This is a genomic window from Methanoplanus limicola DSM 2279, assembly GCF_000243255.1.
Taxonomy (GTDB): domain Archaea; phylum Halobacteriota; class Methanomicrobia; order Methanomicrobiales; family Methanomicrobiaceae; genus Methanoplanus; species Methanoplanus limicola.
Genome location: NZ_CM001436.1, coordinates 2,854,959 through 2,878,777, shown reverse-complemented (window position 1 = coordinate 2,878,777; position 23,819 = coordinate 2,854,959). Strand labels below are relative to the sequence as shown.

Genomic DNA, 23,819 nt, shown 5'->3' with positions numbered 1-23,819 from the left:
CTGAATGGTAAGAATTTCTAGCACTCAGCCCAGGAAACAGCGTAAAGCACGCTACAATGCAAAGCTTCACCAGCTTGGCAAATTCCTGAATGCACCACTGTCATCTGAACTCCGCGAAACATACGGCAGAAGATCTTTCAGGATTGTTGAAGGTGACACTGTTAAAGTGACACGTGGTGATTTCAGAGGCGATGAGGGCATAATTGATGGTGTAGACCTCGAAAAGGGAACAGTCCTTGTCCACGGAGTAACTTCTACAAAAGTGGATGGCACTGAGGTTCCAAGACCGGTTTATGCTTCAAATGTTCAGATTGTCAAACTGAATCTTAATGATAAAATCCGCCAGGAGAGACTGGAGGCGAAGAAGTAATGTCAAACCATCTTAAAAGATTAAATTCACCTTCCGGATGGCGGATTCCCAAAAAGACAAACACGTTTGTAAAGAAGACCGCACCGGGACCACACAACAGTCATGCTATGCCTGTAGCTGTCTGGCTCAGGGACCATGTCGGTCTTGCAAACAATGTCAAGGAAGTTAAGAAGATTCTTACGGACCGTTCCTTAATTGTGAACGGCAGTCCGTGCACCGACTCAAAGATGGGCATTGGTGTCTTTGACATTATTTCAATCCCAAAGATTGGAAAGTATTACCGTATCCTTCGCAACAAGAAGGGTGACTATGTATCTGTTGAAATTACAGAGGATGCTGCAAAATCACGTCTCTGCAAGATTTCAGACAAGACGATTGTCAAAGGCGGCAGGATTCAGCTGAATCTCAGATATGGTGCCAATGTAATCGTTGATAGTCAGGAATACAATCCAAAGGACTCAGTTGTCCTGAGCCTTGAACCTGAAACACGCTTTAAAGTTATTGATCACTTCCCGTTCGCAGTTGGCAGCGTTGCAATGATCATAGGCGGAAAGCATTCAGGTAAAGTCGGTAAAATCTCCGAGATCTGTGTAGTTCCGGGAAGCATTCCTAACAGAATCTACCTGACTGAAGAGAAGACCGGTGTTGAATTTGACACTATTGAGGACTACGTTTTCATTGTGGGCAAAGACGAATCAGCAGTATCTGTATGGGGGATTGAAGAATGAACCCAATGCAGGAAGTCCGCATTGACAAAGTCGTAGTCCACATGGGTGTCGGAGAGTCCGGTGACAAATTAATGAAAGCTGAGAATATCATCTCAGAGATCACCGGTCAGAAGACTGTCAGAACAATTGCAAAGAGAACCCAGCCTGCTTTTGGAATCAGAAAGGGCCAGGCAATCGGCTGCAAAGTATTCCTCAGGGGAGAAAAAGCAGAAGAGGTTGTAAGGGCAGCTCTTGAAATTGTTGAGAAGAAGCTTTATGCAGGACAGTTTGATAAAACAGGCAATGTTTCTTTTGGTATTGAGGAGCACACCGATTTTCCGGGCCAGAGCTACGATCCAATGATCGGTATCTATGGTATGGACATAACAGTCATTCTTGAGAGGAGAGGTGTACGTATCAGCCGCAGAAGCATTGAGAAGAAGAAACTTCCGGCAGCTCAGAGAGTTTCACGTGAAGATGCTATCAAATTCATGGCAGACAGGTTCCAGGTGGAGGTGCAGTAATTATGGCACAGAATAAGAACGCAAACCAGAAAGAATCCACAAAGAAGTTTGGCCGTGGAGCAAATGCATGCCAGATGTGCGGAAGAAAACAGGGACTTGTCCGCAGATACAATATCTGGCTCTGCAGGCAGTGCTTCCGTGAGAACGCAGCAAAGATCGGGTTTAAGAAGCTCAATTAAATGAGGTGTTTAAATTGACAAAACTAAATCCAATTGCAGATGCTATGAGCACAATCAAGAACGCGTCTGATGTAGGCAAAACATTCTGTATTGTTGAACCTGCCGGAAAGCTCATCGGATCAATGCTCGGCATAATGAAGGAAGAAGGTTACATCGAAGGATTCGAACTGATTGACGACGGAAGGGGCGGACAGTTCAGAATCTCACTTAATGGTAATATCAACAAGTGTGGTTCTATCACACCACGTTTCACCGTTAAGACTGATGAAATCGAAGAATGGGAAACCAGATATCTTCCTGCAAAGAACTTTGGAATACTTATCCTGACTACCTCAAAAGGTGTAATCTCACACGAGACAGCACGACATGAGGGTGTCGGCGGTGAGCTTCTCGGATATGTGTATTAGGTGGTGCATTCAGAATGGCAACAGAAAAAAGAATTCAGGTTCCTGATGGCGTAAATGCTGAAGTTCAGGGTTCAACCCTTGTTGTTTCAGGACCTAAAGGCACTCTTAAACGCAATCTGCACTACCCTGGTATATCTCTCAGGGTTGAAGATGGTGAATTTATCGTCTCAACTGAATCCACAAGGAAGAAGATCTATGCAATGCTTGGAACATTTGTTGCACATGCAGGAAATATGTGCAGGGGTGTCCAGGAAGAGTATGTGTACCGCTTAAAGGTAATATACAACCACTTTCCGATTCAGCTTAAGCAGAGCAGTGATATGCTTGAAATCGTAAACTTCCTCGGAGAGAAGGAAGCAAGATATGCAGCTATTCCTGAAGGAGTTTCCATCAAGATTGAAGGAGATGAAATTACTCTCTCCGGTATCAATAAGGAACTTGTCGGTATAAGTGCATCAAGAATAGAGAAAGCAACAAAGGTCCGTGGACGTGACACTCGCGTTTTCCAGGACGGAATATACATTGTTGAAAAGGCGTGAGATAAATGGCTGACGAAAAGATTAGACTTATCAGGGCACGCAATTCCCAGCGTGCAACCTTCAAGCGCCAGGGCCTTTCCCGCAAGAAGAAACTGGAGGACACATGGAGAAGACCACGTGGTCTCCAGAGCAAGCAGAGAAGACAGTACAAGGCGAAGGGACGTCATCCTCAGCCTGGATTCGGCAGTCCTAAAGCTGTGCGTTTCCTGCATCCAAGTGGATATGAAGATGTACTGGTCTATAACCCTGCTGACCTTGAGGGACTCAATCCTGAAGTTCAGGCATTAAGGATTGCCGGCACAGTCGGTAATAAAAAGCGCTTTGAAATTCAGGCAAAAGCCGAAGGACTTGGATTTAAGGTTCTCAATCCTAAGGAGATCAATGCTCCTTTGAAGGATGTGGAAGAATCTGTAGAGGAGGCAGAAGACGATGAGTGATCTGAGGAATCAGAAGCGCATCGCTGCCTCTGTACTGAAATGTGGTGTGAACCGCGTAAAACTCGATTCAGAACGTTCAGATGATATCAGCAATGCAATCTCGCGTGAGGATATCAGAGGGCTTATTGATGAAGGTGCAATCAGTGCAAAACCTGTTAAAGGTGTAAGCCGCGGCAGGGCAAGGGCACTGACAGCCAAGCGTTCATACGGTCACAGAAAGGGACACGGACGCCGCAAGGGTGCACAGGGTGCACGTACTCCGTCCAAGAGAGAATGGATTAAGAAGATCCGTGCAATCAGAAGAGAACTCCGCGTAATGCGTGACGAAGGTCAGATTGACGCTCATCTTTACAGAATAATGTATAGAAAAGCTTCCGGTGGACAGTTCAGAAATGTCGCCCACATGAAGGCTCAGCTTGAGCATATTTCAGGGAGGATGGAATAAATGGCAACCGGACCAAGATATTTTGTTGCGTTCCGCAGGAGAAGGGAAGGTAAGACAGATTATTATAAGCGTTCAAAACTTGTTGTTTCAGGCAAACCCCGTATGGTGGTTCGCATTACAAACAGGCAGGTAATCTGTCAGCTCGTTGAAGCAGGTCTTGAGGGTGACAGAACTCTCGTAGCTGCATATTCGGGCGAACTTGAGAAATTTGGATATAAGGGTTACAGCGGTAACACACCAGCAGCATATCTTACAGGAATGCTCTTTGCAGTAAAGGCATTCAATGCAGGATATGAAGAGGCAATTCTTGACATAGGTCTTCACCGTGCAACATACGGTGCAAAGGTCTTTGCTGCACTTAAAGGTGCTGTGGCTGCCGGACTAAATATACCGCACGGAGAAGAGATTCTTCCGGATGACGACAGAGTAAAGGGCGCTCATATCGTAGCATATCAGCCTGAAAAGGCAGGCGACCTTAAAGAAAATGTCGAAGCGGCTGAAGATGCAATAATGAAGGAGCTGAAATAATGGCCTATGAACAGGAAGAATGGATTCCTCTCACTGGCCTTGGTAAACAGGTCGTGGCCGGAGAGTTTTCCAGTCTTGAAGCAATTCTTGAAGGCGGCAGGCCAATAAAGGAACCTCAGATTGTCGATTACTTCCTCCCGGATCTTGAGGATGAAGTTCTCGATATTAACATGGTTCAGAGGATGACTGACAGTGGAAGGCGTGTAAAATTCCGCTGTGCTGTGGTTGTCGGAAACCGCAACGGATATATTGGCTTTGGCCAGGGCAAGGATGCCCAGGTTGGCAATGCAATTAAAAAGGCAATTGCCAATGCAAAGCTCAATATTATCAAAGTTAAGAGAGGCTGTGGCAGCTGGGAATGTGCATGCGGGCAGGGTCACTCTATCCCGGTGCGTGTTACAGGAAGGGCTGGCAGTGTAAAGGTAAACCTTATGCCGGCACCACAGGGAATCGGTCTTGTTACCGGTGACATCGGAAAGAAAGTGCTCGAACTTGCCGGAGTTAAGGATGTCTGGACATCGTCAAGCGGACAGACCAGAACAACAATTAATTTCGCCAAGGCGACATTTGATGCGCTCAAGCAGGCAAATCTTGTCAGAACCGGCGGAGGTTCAAGATAATGTATTTCGTTGTGCAGGTTCGCGGTGTTGTAAACGCCCGAAAGGAAATTAAGGACACTCTTAAGATGCTTCGTCTGCATCATGTCAACCACTGTGTCATTTTGCCTGAAACCCCGGCATACATGGGTATGATCAGGAAGGTAAAGGACTATGTTGCATATGGTCAGGCAGATGCCGGTGTTCTTGCGACACTTCTCACAACCCGTGGCCGCCTTTCAGCAGATGGTAAGCTTACGGATGAGTATGTGAAGGAGAATTCAGACTTTGCAGATATTGCTTCCTTTGCAGAGGCAGTCTGTGCTGGTGAGGCAAAACTGACTGATATTCCGGATTTAAAACCGGTTCTCCGTCTACACCCACCCAGGAAGGGATACAAGTCCATAAAGCGCACATACCAGCAGGGTGGTGCTCTTGGAAATTACGGAAGTGAGATCAACGGACTTCTCTACAGGATGAGGTGAATTTAAATGCCGGTAAATAAAAGATCAAAGTACCGTGGTTCACGCACATGTGGCGGCGGTACCCATAAAAACCGCCGTGGTGCAGGAAATCGCGGAGGAAAAGGACGTGCAGGTCACAGGGATCACAGGTTTACACATTTCCTTTTGCTCGGTGAAGTCCACAACGGAAAGCACGGTTTTGTAAGTAAGAATAAAGTTTCAGCTAATGTGATTGATGTCGGCGACCTTGACCAGCTGGTGGATTCCCTTATTAAACAGGGTCTTGCTACCATGCAGGATGATGTTGTCGTGATTGACGCCGAACAAATAGGAATTGATAAAATACTTGGCGGCGGAAAGATTAATCATAAAATGAATATTACTGCTCCTGCATTCTCCGAGAGTGCAAGGGCAAAAATCGAAGAGAACGGTGGTCAGGCTCTGACCGCCTGATCTTTTTTTTGGTGAATCATATATGGGAGCGATGCTGGATCGAATGGAGCCGCTTCTGGCAGCAATGCCGGCTGTCAGAGCACCAGAGGGGCATGTCCACTTTAAAAATAAAGTTTTGTGGACAGTAGCTGTTCTGATATTGTATTTTTTATTGACAAATGTTCAGATATTTGGTCTTAGTCCTGAATCTCAGGACTGGCTCGGAATGTACCGTGCTCTTCTTGCCGGTGCAAGCGGGTCTCTTGTCCATCTTGGAATAGGACCGATTGTCACAGCGTCTATTGTGCTCCAGCTCTTAAATGGTGCAGATCTTCTGGGCATCAATACATCTGACACCCGTGGACAGGTTATGTACATGGGTCTTCAGAAACTGATGATCTTTGTGATGATTGTGCTTGAAGCTGCTCCAAACGTGGTCGGCGGCTTTCTGAGACCTGATTCTGCAATTGCTATGCAGCTCTTCGGCGGAAGTATGATGATTGTTACAATCCTGATATTTCTGCAGTTGTGCATGGGCGGGGTACTGATATTTCTGATGGATGAAGTTGTCACGAAATGGGGTGTCGGGTCAGGTGTTGGCCTGTTTATCGTTGCCGGTGTTTCACAGGGTCTGATAAACGGTTTCCTGAACTGGTCCCCTGTAAATGATGCTTATCCAATTGGATTCTTCCCCAGGCTTTTTGCAGTGATTGCTGATGGTGCAAATTTTGTCGAATATTTCGGGCTTGAAATCCTTGCTCTGCTCACAACAATATTCATATTTGGTCTTGTTGTATATGCAGAATCTACGAGGATTGAAATTCCGCTTGCCCATTCGGCTGTGAGGGGTGCAAGAGGAAGATTCCCTGTCAAGCTTATATATGCAAGTGTTCTTCCGATGATTCTTGTCCGTGTTCTTCAGGCAAACTGGCAGATGGTTGGTCTGTTCCTGAACAATATCGGTATTACTTTCCTTGGAAAGTTTGACGGCCAGACTCCTGTTGACGGAATCATGTATGTGACAGCTCCGATTAATGCCCCTACTGACTGGATGTGGTGGCTCTCTGATCTCGGCCATCCGGTATGGGAAGTTCTATTGCGTATGGGAATAGATTTCTTTGTAATGGTGGTCGGAGGTGCGATCTTTGCTCTCTTCTGGGTAAAGACCGCAGGACTTGATTCACCACATGTCGCAAGACAGATTCAGAGAAGCGGAATGCATATCCCCGGCTACAGGCGCAATGAACAGGTTCTTGTAAAATACCTTGACAGATACATCCCCCGTGTAACTGTTATCGGCGGTATTGCAGTCGGTCTGCTCAGTGTCCTTGCCAACTATCTTGGTGTTATAGGTGCTGTAGGAGGTACAGGACTTCTTCTTACTGTCAGTATTGTATACAGGCTTTATGAAGAGATTGCAAGTGAGCAGATTATGGAGATGTATCCGTTTATGAGGGGATTCTTCGGAAAGGAGTGAACAGGTTTTGAGTACTGGCAGAAAGGTTGTAATAACGGGCGTTCCCGGAGTTGGAAAGACAACTGTGATTAATGCTTCTCTTGAGGCGCTTAAGGAGGAGGGTATTAATTACACCTCCATTAATTTTGGGACCTGCATGTTTGAAGTTGCATGTGAGCAGGAAAATGTCCATGATCGTGACGAGATGAGGCGTCTTGATCAGGATATTCAGTGCTCACTGCAAAAGACTGCGGCCCAGGTTATAGCAAGAATCAATGAGAATGTTATTGTCGATACGCACTGTACAGTGAGCACACCGTCAGGTTATCTGGCAGGTCTTCCGGCCTGGGTTTTAAATGAACTGAAGCCTGACATTATCGTGCTTGTTGAGACAGATGAAGATCAGATCCTTAAACGCCGCCTCTCTGATATGAGCAGGCAGCGTGATATGGAAGGATATGCGGCAATTAAAGATCATCAGAGATATAACCGCTATATGGCAGCTTCATATTCGATGATGACCGGATGTACTGTGAAAATAATTAAGAATCTTGATTATCTTCTGGATAATGCAATATCTGAGATGGTTACACTTCTGAGGTGATACATTATGGCTAAGGCAAAGACTCAGAACGCCGGAATGTTTAATTTTTTAATAATAATGGTCATTGCCATGGTCATCTACAGTATTCCGGCGCTAAGGGATCTGGTGGCTTCTATAGCAGGAGTTCTCTTAAATCCTATATACAATATTCTTGGTATTTCATGGCCGGAGATGATTCTTCTTCTTGCAGTAATTACGGGCTGTTACTCTTCTCTTCTTCAGAAATATACAATTGATTATGAGAAGATGCAGGCTGTTCAGAAGAAGATGCGTGATTTCCAGAAGGAGTTTCGTGAGGCTCAGCTTTCCGGCGATGAGAAGAGAGTCAAAAAGATGAATGAGAAGAGGGACAGGATGATGCAGGACCAGCTTGCAATGTCTCAGGAGCAGTTTAAGCCTATGGGCTGGATTATGTTGATTACCATTCCTATATTCCTGTGGCTTTTGCATATGGCACCCGATATGGGGGAAATTACATTCCCGTTTATGGGTACTCTGGGCCTGAATGATCCAACATTCCTTATTCTGCCTGCATGGATTCTCTGGTATATGCTCTGCTCTCTGACACTCAGTCAGGTCATCAGAAAGACTCTGGATATCGGAGGTCTCTGATGAGGGTTACAGTGAGCGGCCCTCCCGGAAGCGGGACAACCTCACTATCCAAAAAACTCTCTGAAACTTTTTCTTTTAAATTTATATCTGCCGGAGAGGTGTTCCGTTCCCTTGCAAAGGAGAAGGGAATGGATCTTATTGAGTTTGGTAAATTATGTGAGTCTGATCCGGAAGTGGACAGGCTTATTGATGAACGGCAGAAAGAGATCGGTGAAAGAGAGGATAATATTATTATTGAAGGCCGACTTGCAGGGCATATGGTAGACAATGCGGATATTAAGATCTGGGTTGCTGCCTCACCGGAGTGCCGTGCCAGGAGGATCTCCGGAAGGGAAGAGTCTGATCTTGAGTCTGCAAAGGACGAAACTATCAAGAGAGAACTCTCGGAGACTGCAAGATATAAGATGTATTATGATATCGATATAACTGACCTTTCGGTATATGATCTCGTTATAAATTCTGAGAAGTGGGGAGTTGATGAATTGTCAGGTTTTGTCATCTCCGCTGTTAATAATCTTAAAGAGAGTTGCAAAGATTAGTATTTTTGAAAAATATTATTAATTATTATCTTACCTTTTTTCCTCTTATTTTTTTTATCTCCATATATTGTGTGTAATTATTATAGTATAATGCAGAACTTTCCGGAATAATCCGGAAAGTTTGCTTATTACTATGAAGTGCGGTATAAGTGCATGGTTTGGAATAATCTCCGTTACACTCCGATTATCCCAAAACATTATGCAGTTCACTATAATCATTAGATCTCTTTGATGTAAAGTAATGCATAAAATCCTCTGTTAGGGGTTTATAATGTGGATTTAAGGCTATTGCTTTCTGGAAATACTCTTCTGCTTCATCGTATCTTTCCATGTTAAGCAAAGAGACACCTTTTGCATAATATGGTTCTGCAAATTCTGGATCAAGTTCTATTGCAGTATCAAAATACTCCAGCGCCTTTTCGTGTTCACCACCCGAAGCAGCGCATGCCAGCCCTTTCAGTGTCCACTCCAGAGGATTTTCTGGATTGTAAAGATATTTTTCTGGATTTTCTTTGTATTGTCTCATCCATTCCTGATGTGTTGCTTTGTCATCCGGTACGGGAGTTCCTTCACTCATTGGGGGCATATTGTCAATGCATCCGGTTGAGAGTATTATGGGTATGCTGATTATAAAGATAAAGAGCAAAAATTTCTTTTCATTCATATATTAAATAACCTTGTTTTTATTGGCCGTAATCAATTTAAAATGTGATATGATCTGTAATTAAATCTAAAAAATAAAGTGAAAAGATATTATTGTCTTTTCATTTTGAAATAATTCCAGAATATCCTACTTCACAATAACTTGCAGGTTCATATCCTGCTGGAAATACTCCGTAAATAACTGCTGTTGTTCTGTAATCTCCTGAATCTGGATTCCACATTGTTGACATGGCCTCATCATAGTTCCAATATGTGGATGATGAAGTTATATACTCTTCCTGGAGCCAATTTGAGTTGGTTCGATGGAAAAGAGTGGCTGATGTTTCCATTGATGGCATAATAATGTCGGCAGTCTGTGATCCTAAATAATTTACTCCTTCTATTCCTAACCATACAAATGCATTGTCGACAAATCCAGTCACATGAGCCCAGACATAATATTCACCTTTTGAATCAGTGTTTTTCTTTTTTGCAGATATATTGAAGTCCATAGTTATTTTTGGATCATTTATATCTGGAATGAATACATCCAGATTCTCAAATTCCTTTTTCTGATTTTTTGTCAAATTTTGATAATATTTAGGATTTACGAGATTAATTACTTCTGAAGCTTTTACAACGTCATTTGATTTCATTGCAAAAAAATTTCCTAATTTATTATCACTAATTTGAGTTGATTTATCAGCATTTATATTTTCAGCACTAACAGCCGGAACGAACATCGCTGTTAGAAATGCTAAAACCATTAGCAGGCTCAAGGCCCGCACGCCTTTCTTTAATTTCATAGTTGTACCTCATATTTTCTAAGAACAACCGGCATGCAAACCTTAATCAGAGTTGATGTGAAATCAGGTAAACGCCGGTTGACTATAACTGGCAGACAACAGGGCAGGATAAGGAAACTGGATTGGTTAAACGGCCCTTATTCTTTCCTGTCAGTTACCAAATAACTTGTTTTAAGGAAGATTTAATCAAAAGAGCAATCCTTTGATGTCATCTCCATTTAAAAATAGTCTATTGAATTATAAATTTACTCTCACTATATCATTGAACTGTTATTCTCATATCGAAGACAGTTGTCTCGCTTTGTAAATATTTTCAGTAATTTCTTTAGATGTGGGAAAAATTAAACCGTCATTGACAGCCCCACCCGGATATTCTATGACAACCTGTGCGACATCTCTTCCTTCTGAGTAATACAGTATTTCATTGCCATTCTCCACACATGAAACATCTAATATTTCAACAGAGTATATGCCGGGTTCTGTCTGTTTTTCATCATTGTTGCATTGATCCCACTTCATGATATAGTCATAACTTCCACCGGATTCAATAGTAATTGTATCGCTGCCACAGGGATAACTGCGTACAACACCAAAAGACGGGTTATTTACAGATATTTCAGGTGGAAATGATTTTATCTGCACCGGATTTTCACCAGAGTTTTTAAACGCAATTCTGACCTGAACTGTTTCTCCCGGCAGGTATGAGGATATTTCCGGAATGGCACCGACAGTCAAAGAAGGTGGTTTTGAAATTCCTGGTACAGGTGTTGTTTCCGGTGCATGCAATGTGTCTGTGATTACAGGTACCTTTGAAGCATTCTCATTGGAGCATCCAGAAGTAATCACTCCTGCTGCAATAAGCAGGCCAATAGATATCCAGATAAATATTATTTTTATGTTGGGTTTCATATGTCGTCCATCTTTCAATTGAAAATATTTCTATGTTTATAACTCATTAATTTCGATAATTCTAAAAAATAAATATGTGCGGTGTTTAATAGTATGTTCCTGCAATATGTTGGGTGTTGAGCCTATCAGATCCGTCCCACCGGGCATTGATATAAACATATTGCTCATCGGCGTTATAACTATTCCAATTAAAAGTTGTTTTTGGACGATGCCAGTCATTATTTGCATATGTCCATTCATCTCTGATTGGATTTGTTTCTGTTCTAAAGTATTCTGAGATTCCACCAACAGTATCAACTTCAGTTGTGCCTGCAAGCCACTCAACTTTTGTTGAAGGATTATCACTATCATCATAAGAATTGTGGTACCAATTGCCTGTAGATGTATCTTTTAGCCATAAATCATAGATCCCATTGTTGATATAGAGACGGTATTCAATTTGTTGAAGAGTTCCAGTTACGTCTAGCAATAACCAATTCCATGGGGTTATCCATGAATGTTCATCGTATATTGCTGTCCATATATAGGAATTACCACTATCAATATAATCAGATATGAATTCGATGGTATCGCCATCACGATTAAGACGAATTTCTCTCTCGTTATAGTTCCTAAAGGTCTCTCCTTGATTAGAATAGGAAATTGGTTTAATAATCCCAAAGACTGTTATAACATCATAATTTGTATTTCTATGATACCAGGCGGAGGTAGCTTTATTGACCTCTCTGCTTTTTTCATCTAAACCATTTAAATTAATAATACTGGACTGATTTCCTGGTAGTTGATTATTAGTTGGACATATTACATTTTTACTATTTATTTTATTTGTTCTCAGATCACTCATGTTTTGGTAGATATTAAACATTTCCAGAGGATAAGAAACTGTAATCATATTTGGGTCTGAATTTGAATTATCAAGTTCTAACATCTTTTTTGGTATTTGTAGTGAAACAACAGGTTCACTTTCATTTACCACAGCTTCTTTTAACCAACTCGATGGGATTGTAAATTTAATAATCTCCTGACTCTTATCTTCATCATTCTGTAATAACCATTTTTTTGGGACAATTATTTGAACAGTGTCTGAATCTTTTAGTGGAGGGGTTGGAGTAAGATATTTAATAAAATTCTTTTCGTCTTCATATGATAATTCATCCATTATACTTGGCTGAAAATCTGGTAATTCCAAAGAAGTATCTTTAGTTACCGAAGTAACTTCCTCTGGTTCATTGGGTATTTTAATTTCAGCACTAACCGCCGGAATGAACATCGTCGTCAGCAATGCCATTACTAATATCAGGCTTAAGGTCCGCATGTCTTTCTTTAATTTCATAGTTGTAACTCTTAGTTTTTCTGGAACAACCAGCATGCAAACCTTAATCTGAGTTTATGTGAAATCAGGTAATGCCGGTTGACTATAACTGGCAGACAACAGGGCAGGATAAGGAAACTGGATTGGTTAAAACGGCCCTTATTCTTTCCTGTCAGTTACCACTTTTTAGTAAGGTTTAATCAAAAGATCACTCTTTGTTACTCCTCATTTAAAAGTAGAAAGTAGGACTATATATAGACCTCTCACCACATCATTGAACTGTTATTGTAATATTGACAGCAATATCTGCGATTAGGAGATTTTGGGTGACGATGTTTTTGTAATATCATCGCTGATGGCTTATTTTTGATAAATGTTGGATTGTTGTCTTTAAAATGTCACTGCGCCTATCTCAAAACGGAATAATTTTTCCTGCATAGTTGGGGGAAATAAAATCCGTATCGACAGCACTAACAGCCGGAACGAACATTGCCCCGACAAGTGCCATTATCAATATCAGGCTTAAAGCCCTTATGCCTTTAACTCTCATATTTTACCTCATAGTTTCTAAAAACAACCGGCATGCAAACCTTAATCTGCAATAATGCAGCTAAATACTCAGTACTGCCGGTTGTTATGGCTGGCATCTGAAACTGCTGATGATAAAGAGCCTTCAGGTCTAATGTCCGTTTTGTGGCCATTAGGCTCTATTATCTTCAGTCTATTATGCCGTTTTTTTATATCTCTGAATATTGTTATATGTAATTTCTGTCCAGAGTCTCCAACAAGGTGATGATTTCTGAACTTTGTGGTTATGTCTGCGCAATTTTGTAAATATTTCCAGTAATTCTATTAGATGGTTGGAAAATTAAGTCGTATTGACAGCAAATACCTTCATTTAATTAATGACTAATTTAGAATACAATCAATAACATAATTGTTGTCCTTATATCTAAATGTGACACCATAGAACTTTTCAAAAAAAATCTCTTTTTCTTTACCTGTAACAGCTTTTGTTGTCATATATTTTGGTTCCAGAATTTCTTTTATAAACGGATAATCCTCAAAGGTTTCATCACTTACTTCGACTTCTTTATATCCAAAACTGACAAGCTGCTCAATAGTGCTGTTTTGTGGATACATCCATGAATTACTTTCACTTACATTAACCAAGACCATAATCTGTCCATGTACTGCCTGGGTAGGTTCTGTTGTTGTTTTATCATTGTCAATTTTTTCAGAAACTGTAGTATTTAGATTTATTTCATTATACTCATTCCAGGAATTGTAATTTAAAATAGATATGTATGTTGCTGAAATGATTATAATTGCTATAATTCCGACGGTAATTATTTGTTTTCTTTTCATGATATCACAAAAAAATGAAATGATTATTTTTAGAAATATGAAGCAACAACATTTCTGGTCTGATGAATTCTCAGAGCATTGTTGTGATAATAATCCCCGTTGTAATCATTAGATGAATATTCATAACTTGTACTTCTTAATACTGGGGCCCATACAACAGACTGTGTGATGGATCCTGAATTCCATTGATATGCTCTGTTATAACTTTCCTGATTTGCTGCTTGCATACCATCCTGGTGATCGGCATCAAAGAGGTGTCCTATTTCGTGAAGTGTTGCTACAGTTCTGTCATGGTGAATTGCATCATATGGGGATGGATCATCAGCCATCTGTGACCATCCGTATCTCTTTTTTGTTGCATTGTTACTGTCATATCCATAGGTCGCCCCTACGCCCCAGTCTGGATTTGTACAGTCATAACCTCCAAGATAAATAGCAATATCTGCAGATTTTGAATTTAAATAACTCGGTGAAACATGACTAATAAATGTATCCAGTGGATTTTGAACTATATTCTGGGCATCAGTAGCGAGTTCACCTGCTTTAGATGAATCATATGTGGCAAGTAAATATATCTGAATATCAGATCTTCCAAACTGATTGTTTGCCTGAGATATTATATTTTGAGCTTTTACTTGCCAGTCCGGTTCGTCATATATCCATTTTGCATCTGTCATGACAAGTATTCTTACATAAGCAGTACTCCTTGATGCTTTTTCTTCTTCCTCAATATTGGCCTGTTCATTTCTGATTCTCATCTCTTCATCAGACATTTCAGTATGGGCAAGGTAATCTTCAATACCATAAATATAATTGCCTTCGATTTTTACGTCATTAACCTTATACTCGATGTGGTACTTATTACCGGAGGAATCTGTAGCTGATAAACTGTCTATGCAATACTCCTCTCCATTTAATATTATACTTGCAATTAGTACTGATTTACTTATTGTCAATACAGAATTGCTATTCTCTACACCTTTGAGATTACCTGTGTATGAATGTGTATCCGGATTTACACCTTTATCATTAACAGGTAATTCCTTTAACGTCATTGAATAATTTTTACCATCAATACAAACAGCTAATTCACCATCCTTAAAAATATCATCTCTGATTTTAGGAATATCAAATAATACCAGATCATATTTTTCAATAGTGCTCTGGATTTTCAGATCTGCTTTTATTTGATCAGTTTCTAATTTTTCTGTTGTTCCTTCAATATTAATTAGGGGAATTGACAAATTATCGTTGTAATTTATCTTATCAGCACTAACAGCCGGAACAAGCATCGCCGTCATCAATGCCATTACTAATAGCAGGCTCAAGGCCCGCACGCCTTTCTTTAATTTCATAGTTGTACCTCATAGTTTCTAAGATCAACCGGCATGCAAACCTTAATCTGAGTTTATGTGAAATCAGGTAATGCCGGTTGACTATAACTGGCAGACAACAGGGCAGGATAAGGAAACTGGATTGGTTAAAACGGCCCTTATTCTTTCCTGTCAGTTACCACTTTTTAGTAAGGTTTAATCAAAAGATCACTCTTTGTTACCCCTCATTTAAAAGTAGAAAGTAGGACTATATATAGACCTCTCACCACATCATTGAACTGTTATTGTAATATTGACAGCAATATCTGCGATTAGGAGATTTTGGGTGACGATGTTTTTGTAATATCATCGCTGATGGCTTATTTTTGATAAATGTTGGATTGTTGTCTTTAAAATGTCACTGCGCCTATCTCAAAACGGAATAATTTTTCCTGCATAGTTGGGGGAAATAAAATCCGTATCGACAGCACTAACAGCCGGAACGAACATTGCCCCGACAAGTGCCATTATCAATATCAGGCTTAAAGCCCTTATGCCTTTAACTCTCATATTTTTCCTCATAGTTTCTAAAAACAACCGGCATGCAAACCTTAATCTGCAACAATGCAGCTAAATAATCAGTACTGCCGGTTGTTATGGCTGGCATCTGAAACTGCTGAAGAGTAGAGATCCTTCAGGTCTAATGTCCGTTTTGCGGCCTTAAGGTTTTCTTCTCTTCAGTCTATTATGCCGTTTTTTTATATCTCTGAATATTGTTATAAGTAATTTCTGTCCAGAGTCTCCAACAAGGTGATGAATTCTATACTTCCTAAGTTTGACAGTTCGTACAGTTCCTCCCCCAATTGTGGCAAAAAAGATTTTGACATTTCCACAGTTTTGCAGAAAAATCTCTCAAAATCTCTACAATTTGAGCTTAAATATAATGCATTATTGTCATTCAAAAAAGTAAAACTCATATTTTACTCTTTAATTTGGCCAACTGTCAAATTCAATTCCGAATTTTTGGAGATTTTGGGATCCAAAATGGATTTTTGAACAAAGTGTCAAACTTGGGATACTTTGTAGATGAGCATCTGAAATTCTGCAAGAAATCCGATTATTTTTGTTATATTCCGGAAAGTCAGATTAATGTTTACAGTTAAGTTGAGCCTATCAAAGCATGATATAATGATCCGTTGTAATCTAATATCGCACCCTGCAGAGCAAATGTTTCATTTCGCTCTTCCTGATATATTGGAGACAAGCCATCATTTTCAAAAGCGCGGAATAGAGCAGATCTTTCTTTGATAAATGTTTCATTGATTATAATAATTCTATAACCCTCATTTTTCAGATCTTCTCTTGTAGGGTTAGCACTTAAATGTGGATTGCTTATAGTGAATTCTCCGCTGGTAATGTTAAATATTGTCAGGAAATGTGAAGCTACTCTGTTATCAGATAAATTTGTTTCATCATTGGATGAACTGACTGGCGTTGTGCTGTCCAATAAAAAAAAAGTGATATTATGACCAAAGTCAAAATTATCCCACATATTGCCGATACATTTACTTTCATTATTATTACCAAATATTAAACATATTTACCATACATATGATGCAATTACATTTCTTGTCTGGTATATTCTTAAAGCATTATTGTGGTAGTAATCTCCATTGTAGTCATTTGAAGAGATTTCGTAAGTGTTACTCTTTAAAAATGGAGCCCAGAGAGCTGTTTGTTTGGTGGTTCCCTGTTCTGTCCACTGGTAGGCACGGTTGTAGGATTCCTGCCCTGGACCTTGTTGCCCTGGCTGATGATCTGCATCGAATAAATGACCAATTTCATGTATGGTTACTTTTGTTCTGTCTTCATGCTCACCGTCATATAGTGATGGATCATCTTTCATCTGAACCCATGCATATCTTCTCTGATCTGGATATGGACTGTCATATCCATATGTTGCTCCAACTGCATTATATGTACTATCGTAACCACCTAAGTACAATGCCAGATCTTCATGATTGCTATTCAAATAAGTTATGGACACCTGATCCATAATTGATTGAAATGGTCTTGATATATGATTGATATCTCCTGATAGTGCAGATGCCTTTGATGTGTCATAATGGGCATAGAAATGTACCTGTATATCAGATCTCTGGAACTGATTGTTTAGCTCTGCAATAATATCCTGTGCTTTAGCCTGCCAGTCCGGTTCATCGGAAATCCATTGATCGTCTGTAAATATGCGAATTCTTACAGCAACTTCACTTCTGACAGCCATTTCCTCTTCTTCAGTTTTAGCTTCAATTTCTCTTATTTTTAGTTCTTCAGCAGAGTACTCTTTATGAGCAAGGTAATCATCAGTTCCGGATAGATATTCGCCTTCTTCTTTAACATCACTTGATCGGTGTGCATAATGTATTACTTTCCCGGATTTTTCTTTATGGGGTATACTTTCAATTACATAATCAATACCATTTACATTAATTCTTGCAATCAGTACCCGCTCACTAATTGTAAGAACAACTTCACTTTTATTTGAGTTTTCAAGATGACCTGTATATGAAAGTGTTTGAGATTTTACATCGGGAGCATTTACCATTATCTCACTTAGATTCATTTTATAAAAAACGCCGTCAATGCAGATCGGAACCATTCTTCCGTTTGCTAATTCATTACGCATTTTCTGAATGTCTAAGGTGAGTAACTCATATTTTTCAAAGTTTTCAGGAATATTTAGTGATTCTTTCTCAGGAATGTCTGATATTATCTCTGAAATACCTTCAATATTTATAATTGGGTTTTTTTTCTTCTCCTGAATATGATCACTTAAGTTTTTATTAGACTCAGCACTAACAACCGGAACAAGCATCGCCGTCAGCAGTGCCATTATCAATAGCAGGCTTAAGGCCCGCATGCCTTTCTTTAATTTCATAGTTGTACCTCATAGTTTCTAAGAACAACCGGCATGCAAACCTTAATCTGCAATAATGCAGCTAAATAATTAGTACTGCCGGCTGTTATGGCTGGCATCTGAAACTGCTGAAGAGTAGAGAGCCTTCAGGTCTAATGTCCGTTTTGTGTCCTTTAGGCTCTCTTATCTTCAGTCTTTTATGCCGTTTTTTATATCTCTGAATATTGTTATAAGTAATTTCTGTCCAGAGTCTCCAACAAGGTAAAGAGAACTATGCCTTGCGTCTGAATATGTGTGTTTCTGAAAATATTTTATGTTTTAATTGTACTTCTTTTAATCATAATATTTTCAGAACCATATATTTTTATATGCTCCATATTTCCTGTATCGCCGCCAAAATACAGAATTTCATCCCAAAGTGCAGTATTTGCTGAATTTCTGACGGTCATATTTGACTTGAGCCTCTCCATAAAGTAATCTGACCATTTCTTTGAATTTTCCATTAATATTTTTGACTGAAATCCGACAACACATTTTGCTCCTTTTTGATATGTTTCATTGGCAATATTTCCATTTCTGCTATCGGAGGCTGAGCCGAATGAAATGTATATTGCCAGGTCCAGATCACTCAATTCACCGTCCTTCATCTTTGCGATATCTCTCTGGCCAATGCCTGATGATGAATCAAAGCATAAGGCAGAAGGACAACCGTGCCCTATGTAGTATATTACGGAGGAATTTGTTATATTTGTAAGTATCAGGTTTGAATCTGATTCAAGGTAGTAATCTGAACTGTAGCCGATTTCATTCAGGATTTTATCTGCATAAATTGTTGGTAGGCTGACATCCCTTCCATAGATAATTTCCTCTACCCATGGGTAACCTCCATAGCAGTGTGCATTTGTGTTGTTTGAAAGCCGGGGATTTTTATCAATATCTTTTAAAGTTATTTTTGGAGTTGCATTGTTAAAAAAATCAGCTGAAAAGATAGTTGCTACAATCACAAACAGTAAAAAAAAGGAAAACAATATTATATTTTTTTCTTCATTTTATTCATGCCTCTATAGATAAGGATTTTCCATAAGGACTTCTCCAGTTTGAGCATCAATTATTGCCTGACCACCCCATGCATATCCCCAGGAATCTTTACCGTTGTCTACATTAATGACCCATGTAAGATGTTGTCTTCCTTCATAATAGGATACAGCCAGTTTATTATCGTATTTAGCTGTTTTAATATCATTAGTTGGAATTCCTATTGTTTCAGTTCCAATTTCTATTGCCGTATCCTCACTAAGATTTGGATCTAATGATATCTGAGTATCTCTTTCAATGCCAATGTACCCAATAATTTCACCTCCTTCGACTGCAATTGTTACATAATTTGGCATATATACTTTTAAACCGGATGCAGAGCGCTGAATTTCGTACCACGAAAAGAGATATCTTGTTTTATCATAATTTCCTTCAAGTTTCTCAGAATTTGTCAGTTCCATATTCATATTCTTAAAATTTGAATAATGTTTAAGTGCAAACTCTTCAGCTATTTTTAAACTTTCATCTTTGGAAAGATCTTCACTTCTTATTTCTGATTCGTCGCTGTAGAAAAATAGTGATTCAACTGTTCCGGTATTTTTATTAACTTTAAAACTTCCTTCTTCTGCCTCAAACTGGAAGTAATCGCCAGATGGAGTGTTAAATTCATCCACTTTTATGATGTTTAAATCTCCGTATGATTTCATTTCTTTTATGGATGAAAGGAATTCCTTTAGGTTTTGTTTTGCTTCTTCAGCATTAAATTCATGTTTTTCAACGGTAGTTATTGTTTGTGCACAGCATAATGTTGTGATGATGGCAAATATTATAAGAACCGATATGTATTTTGTATATTTCATGATTGATCACCTTTTAATATAAGTCTATAATCTGATTTTCATCCCCGTCAATTGTTTTATCACCTATTCCTCCGTCATTGAAAATTCCATAATAACCGACAACATCCCGCCATGCTCCGTCAAAAGCATTCCTGATGGTTTCTCTGTTATCAAGCCGATCATAAAATTTTTTTGCCCAGTAATCTGCCTGACCGGAGGAGACACTTTCCATAAATCCTATAACACATTTTGCGTTTTTCCCTCTTGCTTCTTCTACAAGATTTCCGAGATTTGCGTCATCTTCACCTGAATTACATCCTAAAAATACTGCCAGTTTTAGATTATACAATTGATTTGAAGGCATTTCACTGATTCTTGGTAAAACAACTCCGTCAGCAAAGATAAAGGTTAAACTACCTCCTGAGTTTGTTCCAAACTGGAGTCTCCCTGGAGATGAATGTCCACTAAAGAAGAAAATATCGGTATCTTCCAGTTCACTATATCCATCCAGTGCTCTATTATTGTAATGATGATCTGATGGATTATAGCCCATTGCAGCAAGTTTATTATCTACGTAATATGCTGTTTGCGTTGTATCTATGGTACTTGGGTTATTTGTACTGAATCCATATGCATCTGCCTGGTATGCACTAACAGCCGGAACGAACATCGCCGTCATCAATGCCATTATTAATAGCAGGCTCAAGGCCTGCACACCTTTCTTTAATTTCATAGTTGTATCTCATATTTTCTAAGAGCAACCGGCATGCAAACCTTAATTTACAATAATGTGAAATCAGATAAATGCCGGTTGACTATAACTGGCAGACAACAGGGCAGGATAAGGAGACTGGATTGGTTAAAACGGCCCTTATTCTTTCCTGTCAGTTACCACTTTTTAGTAAGGTTTAATCAAAAGATCACTCTTTGTTACTCCTCAGTTAAAAGTAGAAAGTAGGACTATATATAGACCTCTCACCACATCATTGAACTGTTATTGTAATATTGACAGCAATATCCGGGATTTGGAGATTTTGGGTGACAATGTTTTTGTAAAATCATCGCTGATGGCTTATTTTTAATAAATATTGGATTTTACTCTCTAAAATATCACTGCGCCTATCTCAAAACGGAATAATTTTTCCTGCATAGTTGGGGGAAATAAAATCCGTATCGACAGCACTAACAGCCGGAATGAACATCACCGTCATCAATGCCATTATCAATTGCAGGCTTAAGGCCGGCATGTCTTTCTTTAATTTCATAGTTGTAACTCTTAGTTTTTCGGGAACAACCGGCATGCAAACCTTAATCTGCAATAATGCAGCTAAATAATTAGTACTGCCGGCTGTTATGGCTGGCATCTGAAACTGCTGAAGAGTAGAGAGCCTCCTAGGAGGCTGTCCGGGAATAAAATGTGACCAGATAATAATAGATTCTTTTCTAATTTAAGGCTTAAATTATGCTTCATTTGTCATCGTTTTTTTGAGAATTTACATTGCCGGACAGCCTCCTAGCAGCCTGGATTCCCGCAAATTCATAACGAGCCACACATTTTAATGGCTGAATATCAACTTAAATCAGAATCAGAGTCATTTTAATTGATTGACATAATCCTGCACGTTAGGTCTTGATTACACACATGACGTGATTGGTCTTTTTCATAATCAATCTTATTTATCCATTAAATTATAATCGGGCGAATCATGTGCCGTATTTTTCACCACATGGTTATGTGTCTCAGGGAATGCAGGTAGCAGGATTTGTTTTAGAAAGTTCAATTTTCTTGTCATAAAAATCTCTGGGATATTTTATAAATTCTAATTTTTAAAGGCGCCAATAACGTAATTATAGCCCTTATACCTAAATGTAACTTCATAAAATTGTTTAAAAAAAATCTCTTTTTCTTCACCTTCAACGGCCTTTGTCGTTAGATATTTTGGCTCAAGAATTTCTTTAATAAATGGGTATTCCTCAAAAGTTTTATCTGTAACAATAATTTTTTTATATCCCCGGCTGACAAGCTCCTCAATAGTGCTGTTTTGTGGATACCTCCATGAAGTGCTTTCACTTACATTTATCAGCTCCATGTGATAACCATGGAATGCAGGGGTAGATTCTGTAGTTTGTATAACAGCTGCCGTTTTTTCAGGATTGGGTGTATTGATAATATCAATTTCAGACACATTACTGTTGTTTAAATCAGAAAGAAGTAGGAATCCGACTGTAATTATTATAAATGCCACAATTACACCAGATAGTATTCGATTTTTTTTCATGTTATCACAAAAAAATAAATTTTAAATTAGATATAATAATCCCTTACAACATTTCTGGTATTATATATTCTCAGCGCATTGTTATGGTAATAATCTCCATTATAATCATTTGATGAATATTCATAACTTGTACTTCTTAATATTGGCGCCCATACAACAGACTGTGTTGTTGAACCTGAATTCCACTGGTATGCTCTGTTATAACTTTCCTGATTTGGACCCTGCATTCCATCCTGATGATCAGCATCAAACAGGTGTCCTATTTCATGAAGTGATGCTACAGTCCTGTCATGAATATTTGGATCATAAGGAGAAGGATCATCAGCCATCTGTACCCATGCATATCTCCTATCTGAAGGATCACTATCATCATATCCCCATGTTGCACCTACACCCCAGTTTGGGTTTGTACAGTCATAACCACCAAGATATACTGCAATATCTGCATATTTTGAGTTCAGATAACTTACATCAACGTGATTTATGAAGGTGTCTAATGGATTTTGTACAAGATTCTGGGCATCAGCAGCAAGTTCACTTGCTTTAGATGAATCATATGTGGCAATTAGATTTAATTGAATATCAGATCTTCCAAACTGGTTATTGGCCTGAGCAATTATAAGCTGAGCTTTAGATTGCCAGTCTGGCTCATCATAAATCCATTTGGCATCTGTCATAACAAGTATTCTTACATAAGTAATACTTTTTGTAGCCTTTTCTTTTTCCTCAATTTTAGCCTCTTCACTTCTAATTTTCAACTCATCATCAGACATTGTGGAATGTGCGAGATAATCTTCAATACCATAAAGGTAATTTCCCTCGATTTTGATATCTTTTACCATATATTCAATGTGATACTTATCTCCGGATGGATCTTTTGCAGATAAACTATCAATACAATATTCTTCTCCATTTATAATTATGCTTGCAAGAAATACAGATTCACTTATAGTAAGAACAATATTACTATTATCAACACCTTTGAGATAACCATTGTATGAATGTGTTTCAGGATTCACTCCTTTATCATTAACAAGTAATTCATTCAATATCATTGAATATTGCTTACCTTGAATACAAACTGGTAATTCCCCTTTTTTAAAAATTTCATTTCTAATTTCAGGAATATCAAATGATACCAGATCATATTTCTCAATAGTATTGTCAATTTTTAAATCTGATTTTATTTGACTAGCATCTATCTGCTTTGTAGATCCTTCAAAAATAATCAAAGGAGTTGATAAATATTCTTTGTCGTTCTCTTCCTCCGCACTAACCGCCGGAACGGACATCGTCCCAATGAGTGCCATTATCAATAGCAGGCTCAACGCCTGCAATCCTTTCTTTGCATTCATGTTTTTCGTCTCCATCCTAAGTTTGCCTGGAGGGTTTCACTCAAACTGGCAAACTTAGGTACTAAGAGCAACCGGCATGCAAACCTTAATCTGCAATAATGCAGCTAAATAATTAGTACTGCCGGCTGTTATGGCTGGCATCTGAAACTGCTGAAGAGTATAGAGCCTTCAGGTCTAATGTCCGTTTTGCGGCCTATAGGCTCTC

General features: G+C 39.1%; 32 protein-coding genes. 16 read left to right on the top strand and 16 right to left on the bottom strand.

What is annotated here, in order from left to right:
- Positions 1 to 4: 4 nt before the first annotated feature.
- The 16 genes from rplX to cmk are packed head-to-tail and all read left to right on the top strand — an operon-like array spanning position 5 to position 8,839.
- Positions 5 to 370 carry a 50S ribosomal protein L24 gene (gene rplX / locus METLIM_RS13705; RefSeq protein WP_004079399.1) on the top strand — a complete coding sequence of 122 codons (366 nt, stop codon included), beginning with the start codon at positions 5 to 7 and terminating at the stop codon, positions 368 to 370.
- Positions 370 to 1,098, top strand: a complete 729-nt coding sequence (locus tag METLIM_RS13700) for a 30S ribosomal protein S4e (RefSeq protein WP_004079396.1) — start codon at positions 370 to 372, stop codon at positions 1,096 to 1,098. The genes rplX and METLIM_RS13700 overlap by 1 nt, the downstream gene beginning before the upstream one ends.
- Positions 1,095 to 1,601, top strand: coding sequence for a 50S ribosomal protein L5 (locus METLIM_RS13695; protein WP_004079395.1), 507 nt, complete (start codon positions 1,095 to 1,097; stop codon positions 1,599 to 1,601). Before METLIM_RS13700 ends, METLIM_RS13695 begins: the two co-directional genes overlap by 4 nt.
- A gap of 2 nt (positions 1,602 to 1,603) precedes the next feature.
- On the top strand, positions 1,604 to 1,780 hold the full coding sequence (locus METLIM_RS13690) for a 30S ribosomal protein S14 (protein WP_004079393.1): 177 nt from the start codon (positions 1,604 to 1,606) through the stop codon (positions 1,778 to 1,780).
- 14 nt (positions 1,781 to 1,794) lie between these two features.
- Positions 1,795 to 2,187, top strand: coding sequence for a 30S ribosomal protein S8 (locus tag METLIM_RS13685; protein ID WP_004079391.1), 393 nt, complete (start codon positions 1,795 to 1,797; stop codon positions 2,185 to 2,187).
- Positions 2,188 to 2,201: 14 nt separating this feature from the next.
- Positions 2,202 to 2,726, top strand: coding sequence for a 50S ribosomal protein L6 (locus tag METLIM_RS13680; protein WP_004079389.1), 525 nt, complete (start codon positions 2,202 to 2,204; stop codon positions 2,724 to 2,726).
- Between the two features lie 5 nt (positions 2,727 to 2,731).
- Positions 2,732 to 3,163 (top strand): 50S ribosomal protein L32e, encoded by a 432-nt coding sequence (locus tag METLIM_RS13675; protein WP_004079387.1) that lies wholly within the window; start codon positions 2,732 to 2,734, stop codon positions 3,161 to 3,163.
- Positions 3,156 to 3,608 carry a 50S ribosomal protein L19e gene (locus METLIM_RS13670; protein ID WP_004079385.1) on the top strand — a complete coding sequence of 151 codons (453 nt, stop codon included), beginning with the start codon at positions 3,156 to 3,158 and terminating at the stop codon, positions 3,606 to 3,608. The genes METLIM_RS13675 and METLIM_RS13670 overlap by 8 nt, the downstream gene beginning before the upstream one ends.
- Positions 3,609 to 4,136 (top strand): 50S ribosomal protein L18, encoded by a 528-nt coding sequence (locus METLIM_RS13665; RefSeq protein WP_004079383.1) that lies wholly within the window; start codon positions 3,609 to 3,611, stop codon positions 4,134 to 4,136.
- Positions 4,136 to 4,756 carry a 30S ribosomal protein S5 gene (locus tag METLIM_RS13660; protein WP_004079382.1) on the top strand — a complete coding sequence of 207 codons (621 nt, stop codon included), beginning with the start codon at positions 4,136 to 4,138 and terminating at the stop codon, positions 4,754 to 4,756. The genes METLIM_RS13665 and METLIM_RS13660 overlap by 1 nt, the downstream gene beginning before the upstream one ends.
- Complete coding sequence (locus METLIM_RS13655) at positions 4,756 to 5,217, top strand: 50S ribosomal protein L30 (protein ID WP_004079380.1); 462 nt, start codon at positions 4,756 to 4,758, stop codon at positions 5,215 to 5,217. The genes METLIM_RS13660 and METLIM_RS13655 overlap by 1 nt, the downstream gene beginning before the upstream one ends.
- A 6-nt stretch (positions 5,218 to 5,223) precedes the next feature.
- On the top strand, positions 5,224 to 5,649 hold the full coding sequence (locus METLIM_RS13650; protein ID WP_004079378.1) for an uL15m family ribosomal protein: 426 nt from the start codon (positions 5,224 to 5,226) through the stop codon (positions 5,647 to 5,649).
- A gap of 22 nt (positions 5,650 to 5,671) precedes the next feature.
- Positions 5,672 to 7,105, top strand: a complete 1,434-nt coding sequence (gene secY, locus METLIM_RS13645) for a preprotein translocase subunit SecY (RefSeq protein WP_004079375.1) — start codon at positions 5,672 to 5,674, stop codon at positions 7,103 to 7,105.
- Positions 7,106 to 7,112: 7 nt separating this feature from the next.
- Positions 7,113 to 7,688, top strand: coding sequence for an adenylate kinase (locus tag METLIM_RS13640; protein ID WP_004079373.1), 576 nt, complete (start codon positions 7,113 to 7,115; stop codon positions 7,686 to 7,688).
- A 6-nt stretch (positions 7,689 to 7,694) separates the two neighbouring features.
- Entirely contained in the window at positions 7,695 to 8,300 is a 606-nt protein-coding gene (locus METLIM_RS13635; protein WP_004079371.1) for a DUF106 domain-containing protein, read from the top strand.
- Positions 8,300 to 8,839: a (d)CMP kinase gene (cmk, locus tag METLIM_RS13630; protein WP_004079369.1), complete on the top strand. Its 540-nt coding sequence runs from the start codon at positions 8,300 to 8,302 to the stop codon at positions 8,837 to 8,839. The genes METLIM_RS13635 and cmk overlap by 1 nt, the downstream gene beginning before the upstream one ends.
- 184 nt (positions 8,840 to 9,023) lie before the next feature.
- Here cmk and METLIM_RS13625 read toward each other — a convergent pair whose 3' ends face one another.
- From METLIM_RS13625 to METLIM_RS13560, 16 genes are all read right to left on the bottom strand, one after another.
- The gene (locus tag METLIM_RS13625) at positions 9,024 to 9,503 is read right to left on the bottom strand and encodes a tetratricopeptide repeat protein (protein WP_004079366.1); all 480 of its coding nucleotides are present in this window, start codon (positions 9,501 to 9,503) and stop codon (positions 9,024 to 9,026) included.
- A 100-nt stretch (positions 9,504 to 9,603) separates the two neighbouring features.
- Complete coding sequence (locus METLIM_RS13620; protein ID WP_004079364.1) at positions 9,604 to 10,287, bottom strand: hypothetical protein; 684 nt, start codon at positions 10,285 to 10,287, stop codon at positions 9,604 to 9,606.
- A gap of 276 nt (positions 10,288 to 10,563) precedes the next feature.
- Positions 10,564 to 11,196: a hypothetical protein gene (locus METLIM_RS13615; RefSeq protein WP_004079363.1), complete on the bottom strand. Its 633-nt coding sequence runs from the start codon at positions 11,194 to 11,196 to the stop codon at positions 10,564 to 10,566.
- Between the two features lie 85 nt (positions 11,197 to 11,281).
- Entirely contained in the window at positions 11,282 to 12,565 is a 1,284-nt protein-coding gene (locus METLIM_RS13610; RefSeq protein WP_004079361.1) for a hypothetical protein, read from the bottom strand.
- A gap of 355 nt (positions 12,566 to 12,920) precedes the next feature.
- Complete coding sequence (locus METLIM_RS17015; RefSeq protein WP_004079355.1) at positions 12,921 to 13,058, bottom strand: hypothetical protein; 138 nt, start codon at positions 13,056 to 13,058, stop codon at positions 12,921 to 12,923.
- Positions 13,059 to 13,417: 359 nt separating this feature from the next.
- Positions 13,418 to 13,876 (bottom strand): hypothetical protein, encoded by a 459-nt coding sequence (locus tag METLIM_RS13605; protein WP_004079359.1) that lies wholly within the window; start codon positions 13,874 to 13,876, stop codon positions 13,418 to 13,420.
- Between the two features lie 29 nt (positions 13,877 to 13,905).
- Complete coding sequence (locus tag METLIM_RS13600) at positions 13,906 to 15,231, bottom strand: M12 family metallo-peptidase (RefSeq protein WP_004079357.1); 1,326 nt, start codon at positions 15,229 to 15,231, stop codon at positions 13,906 to 13,908.
- Between the two features lie 390 nt (positions 15,232 to 15,621).
- A complete protein-coding gene (locus METLIM_RS17010; protein WP_217177983.1) occupies positions 15,622 to 15,771 on the bottom strand; it encodes a hypothetical protein in 150 nt (49 codons plus the stop codon).
- A gap of 577 nt (positions 15,772 to 16,348) precedes the next feature.
- Positions 16,349 to 16,741 carry a hypothetical protein gene (locus tag METLIM_RS13595; protein WP_004079353.1) on the bottom strand — a complete coding sequence of 131 codons (393 nt, stop codon included), beginning with the start codon at positions 16,739 to 16,741 and terminating at the stop codon, positions 16,349 to 16,351.
- Between the two features lie 48 nt (positions 16,742 to 16,789).
- Positions 16,790 to 18,127 (bottom strand): M12 family metallo-peptidase, encoded by a 1,338-nt coding sequence (locus METLIM_RS13590; RefSeq protein ID WP_004079351.1) that lies wholly within the window; start codon positions 18,125 to 18,127, stop codon positions 16,790 to 16,792.
- Between the two features lie 290 nt (positions 18,128 to 18,417).
- Entirely contained in the window at positions 18,418 to 19,110 is a 693-nt protein-coding gene (locus tag METLIM_RS13585) for a hypothetical protein (protein ID WP_004079349.1), read from the bottom strand.
- A gap of 57 nt (positions 19,111 to 19,167) precedes the next feature.
- Positions 19,168 to 20,001 carry a hypothetical protein gene (locus tag METLIM_RS13580; RefSeq protein ID WP_004079345.1) on the bottom strand — a complete coding sequence of 278 codons (834 nt, stop codon included), beginning with the start codon at positions 19,999 to 20,001 and terminating at the stop codon, positions 19,168 to 19,170.
- A 13-nt stretch (positions 20,002 to 20,014) separates the two neighbouring features.
- Positions 20,015 to 20,713 (bottom strand): hypothetical protein, encoded by a 699-nt coding sequence (locus tag METLIM_RS13575; protein ID WP_004079344.1) that lies wholly within the window; start codon positions 20,711 to 20,713, stop codon positions 20,015 to 20,017.
- A gap of 391 nt (positions 20,714 to 21,104) precedes the next feature.
- Positions 21,105 to 21,344, bottom strand: coding sequence for a hypothetical protein (locus METLIM_RS13570; protein WP_048146046.1), 240 nt, complete (start codon positions 21,342 to 21,344; stop codon positions 21,105 to 21,107).
- A 456-nt stretch (positions 21,345 to 21,800) separates the two neighbouring features.
- Complete coding sequence (locus METLIM_RS13565) at positions 21,801 to 22,226, bottom strand: hypothetical protein (RefSeq protein ID WP_048146041.1); 426 nt, start codon at positions 22,224 to 22,226, stop codon at positions 21,801 to 21,803.
- Between the two features lie 59 nt (positions 22,227 to 22,285).
- Entirely contained in the window at positions 22,286 to 23,614 is a 1,329-nt protein-coding gene (locus tag METLIM_RS13560) for a M12 family metallo-peptidase (protein WP_004079338.1), read from the bottom strand.
- Positions 23,615 to 23,819: the final 205 nt, after the last annotated feature.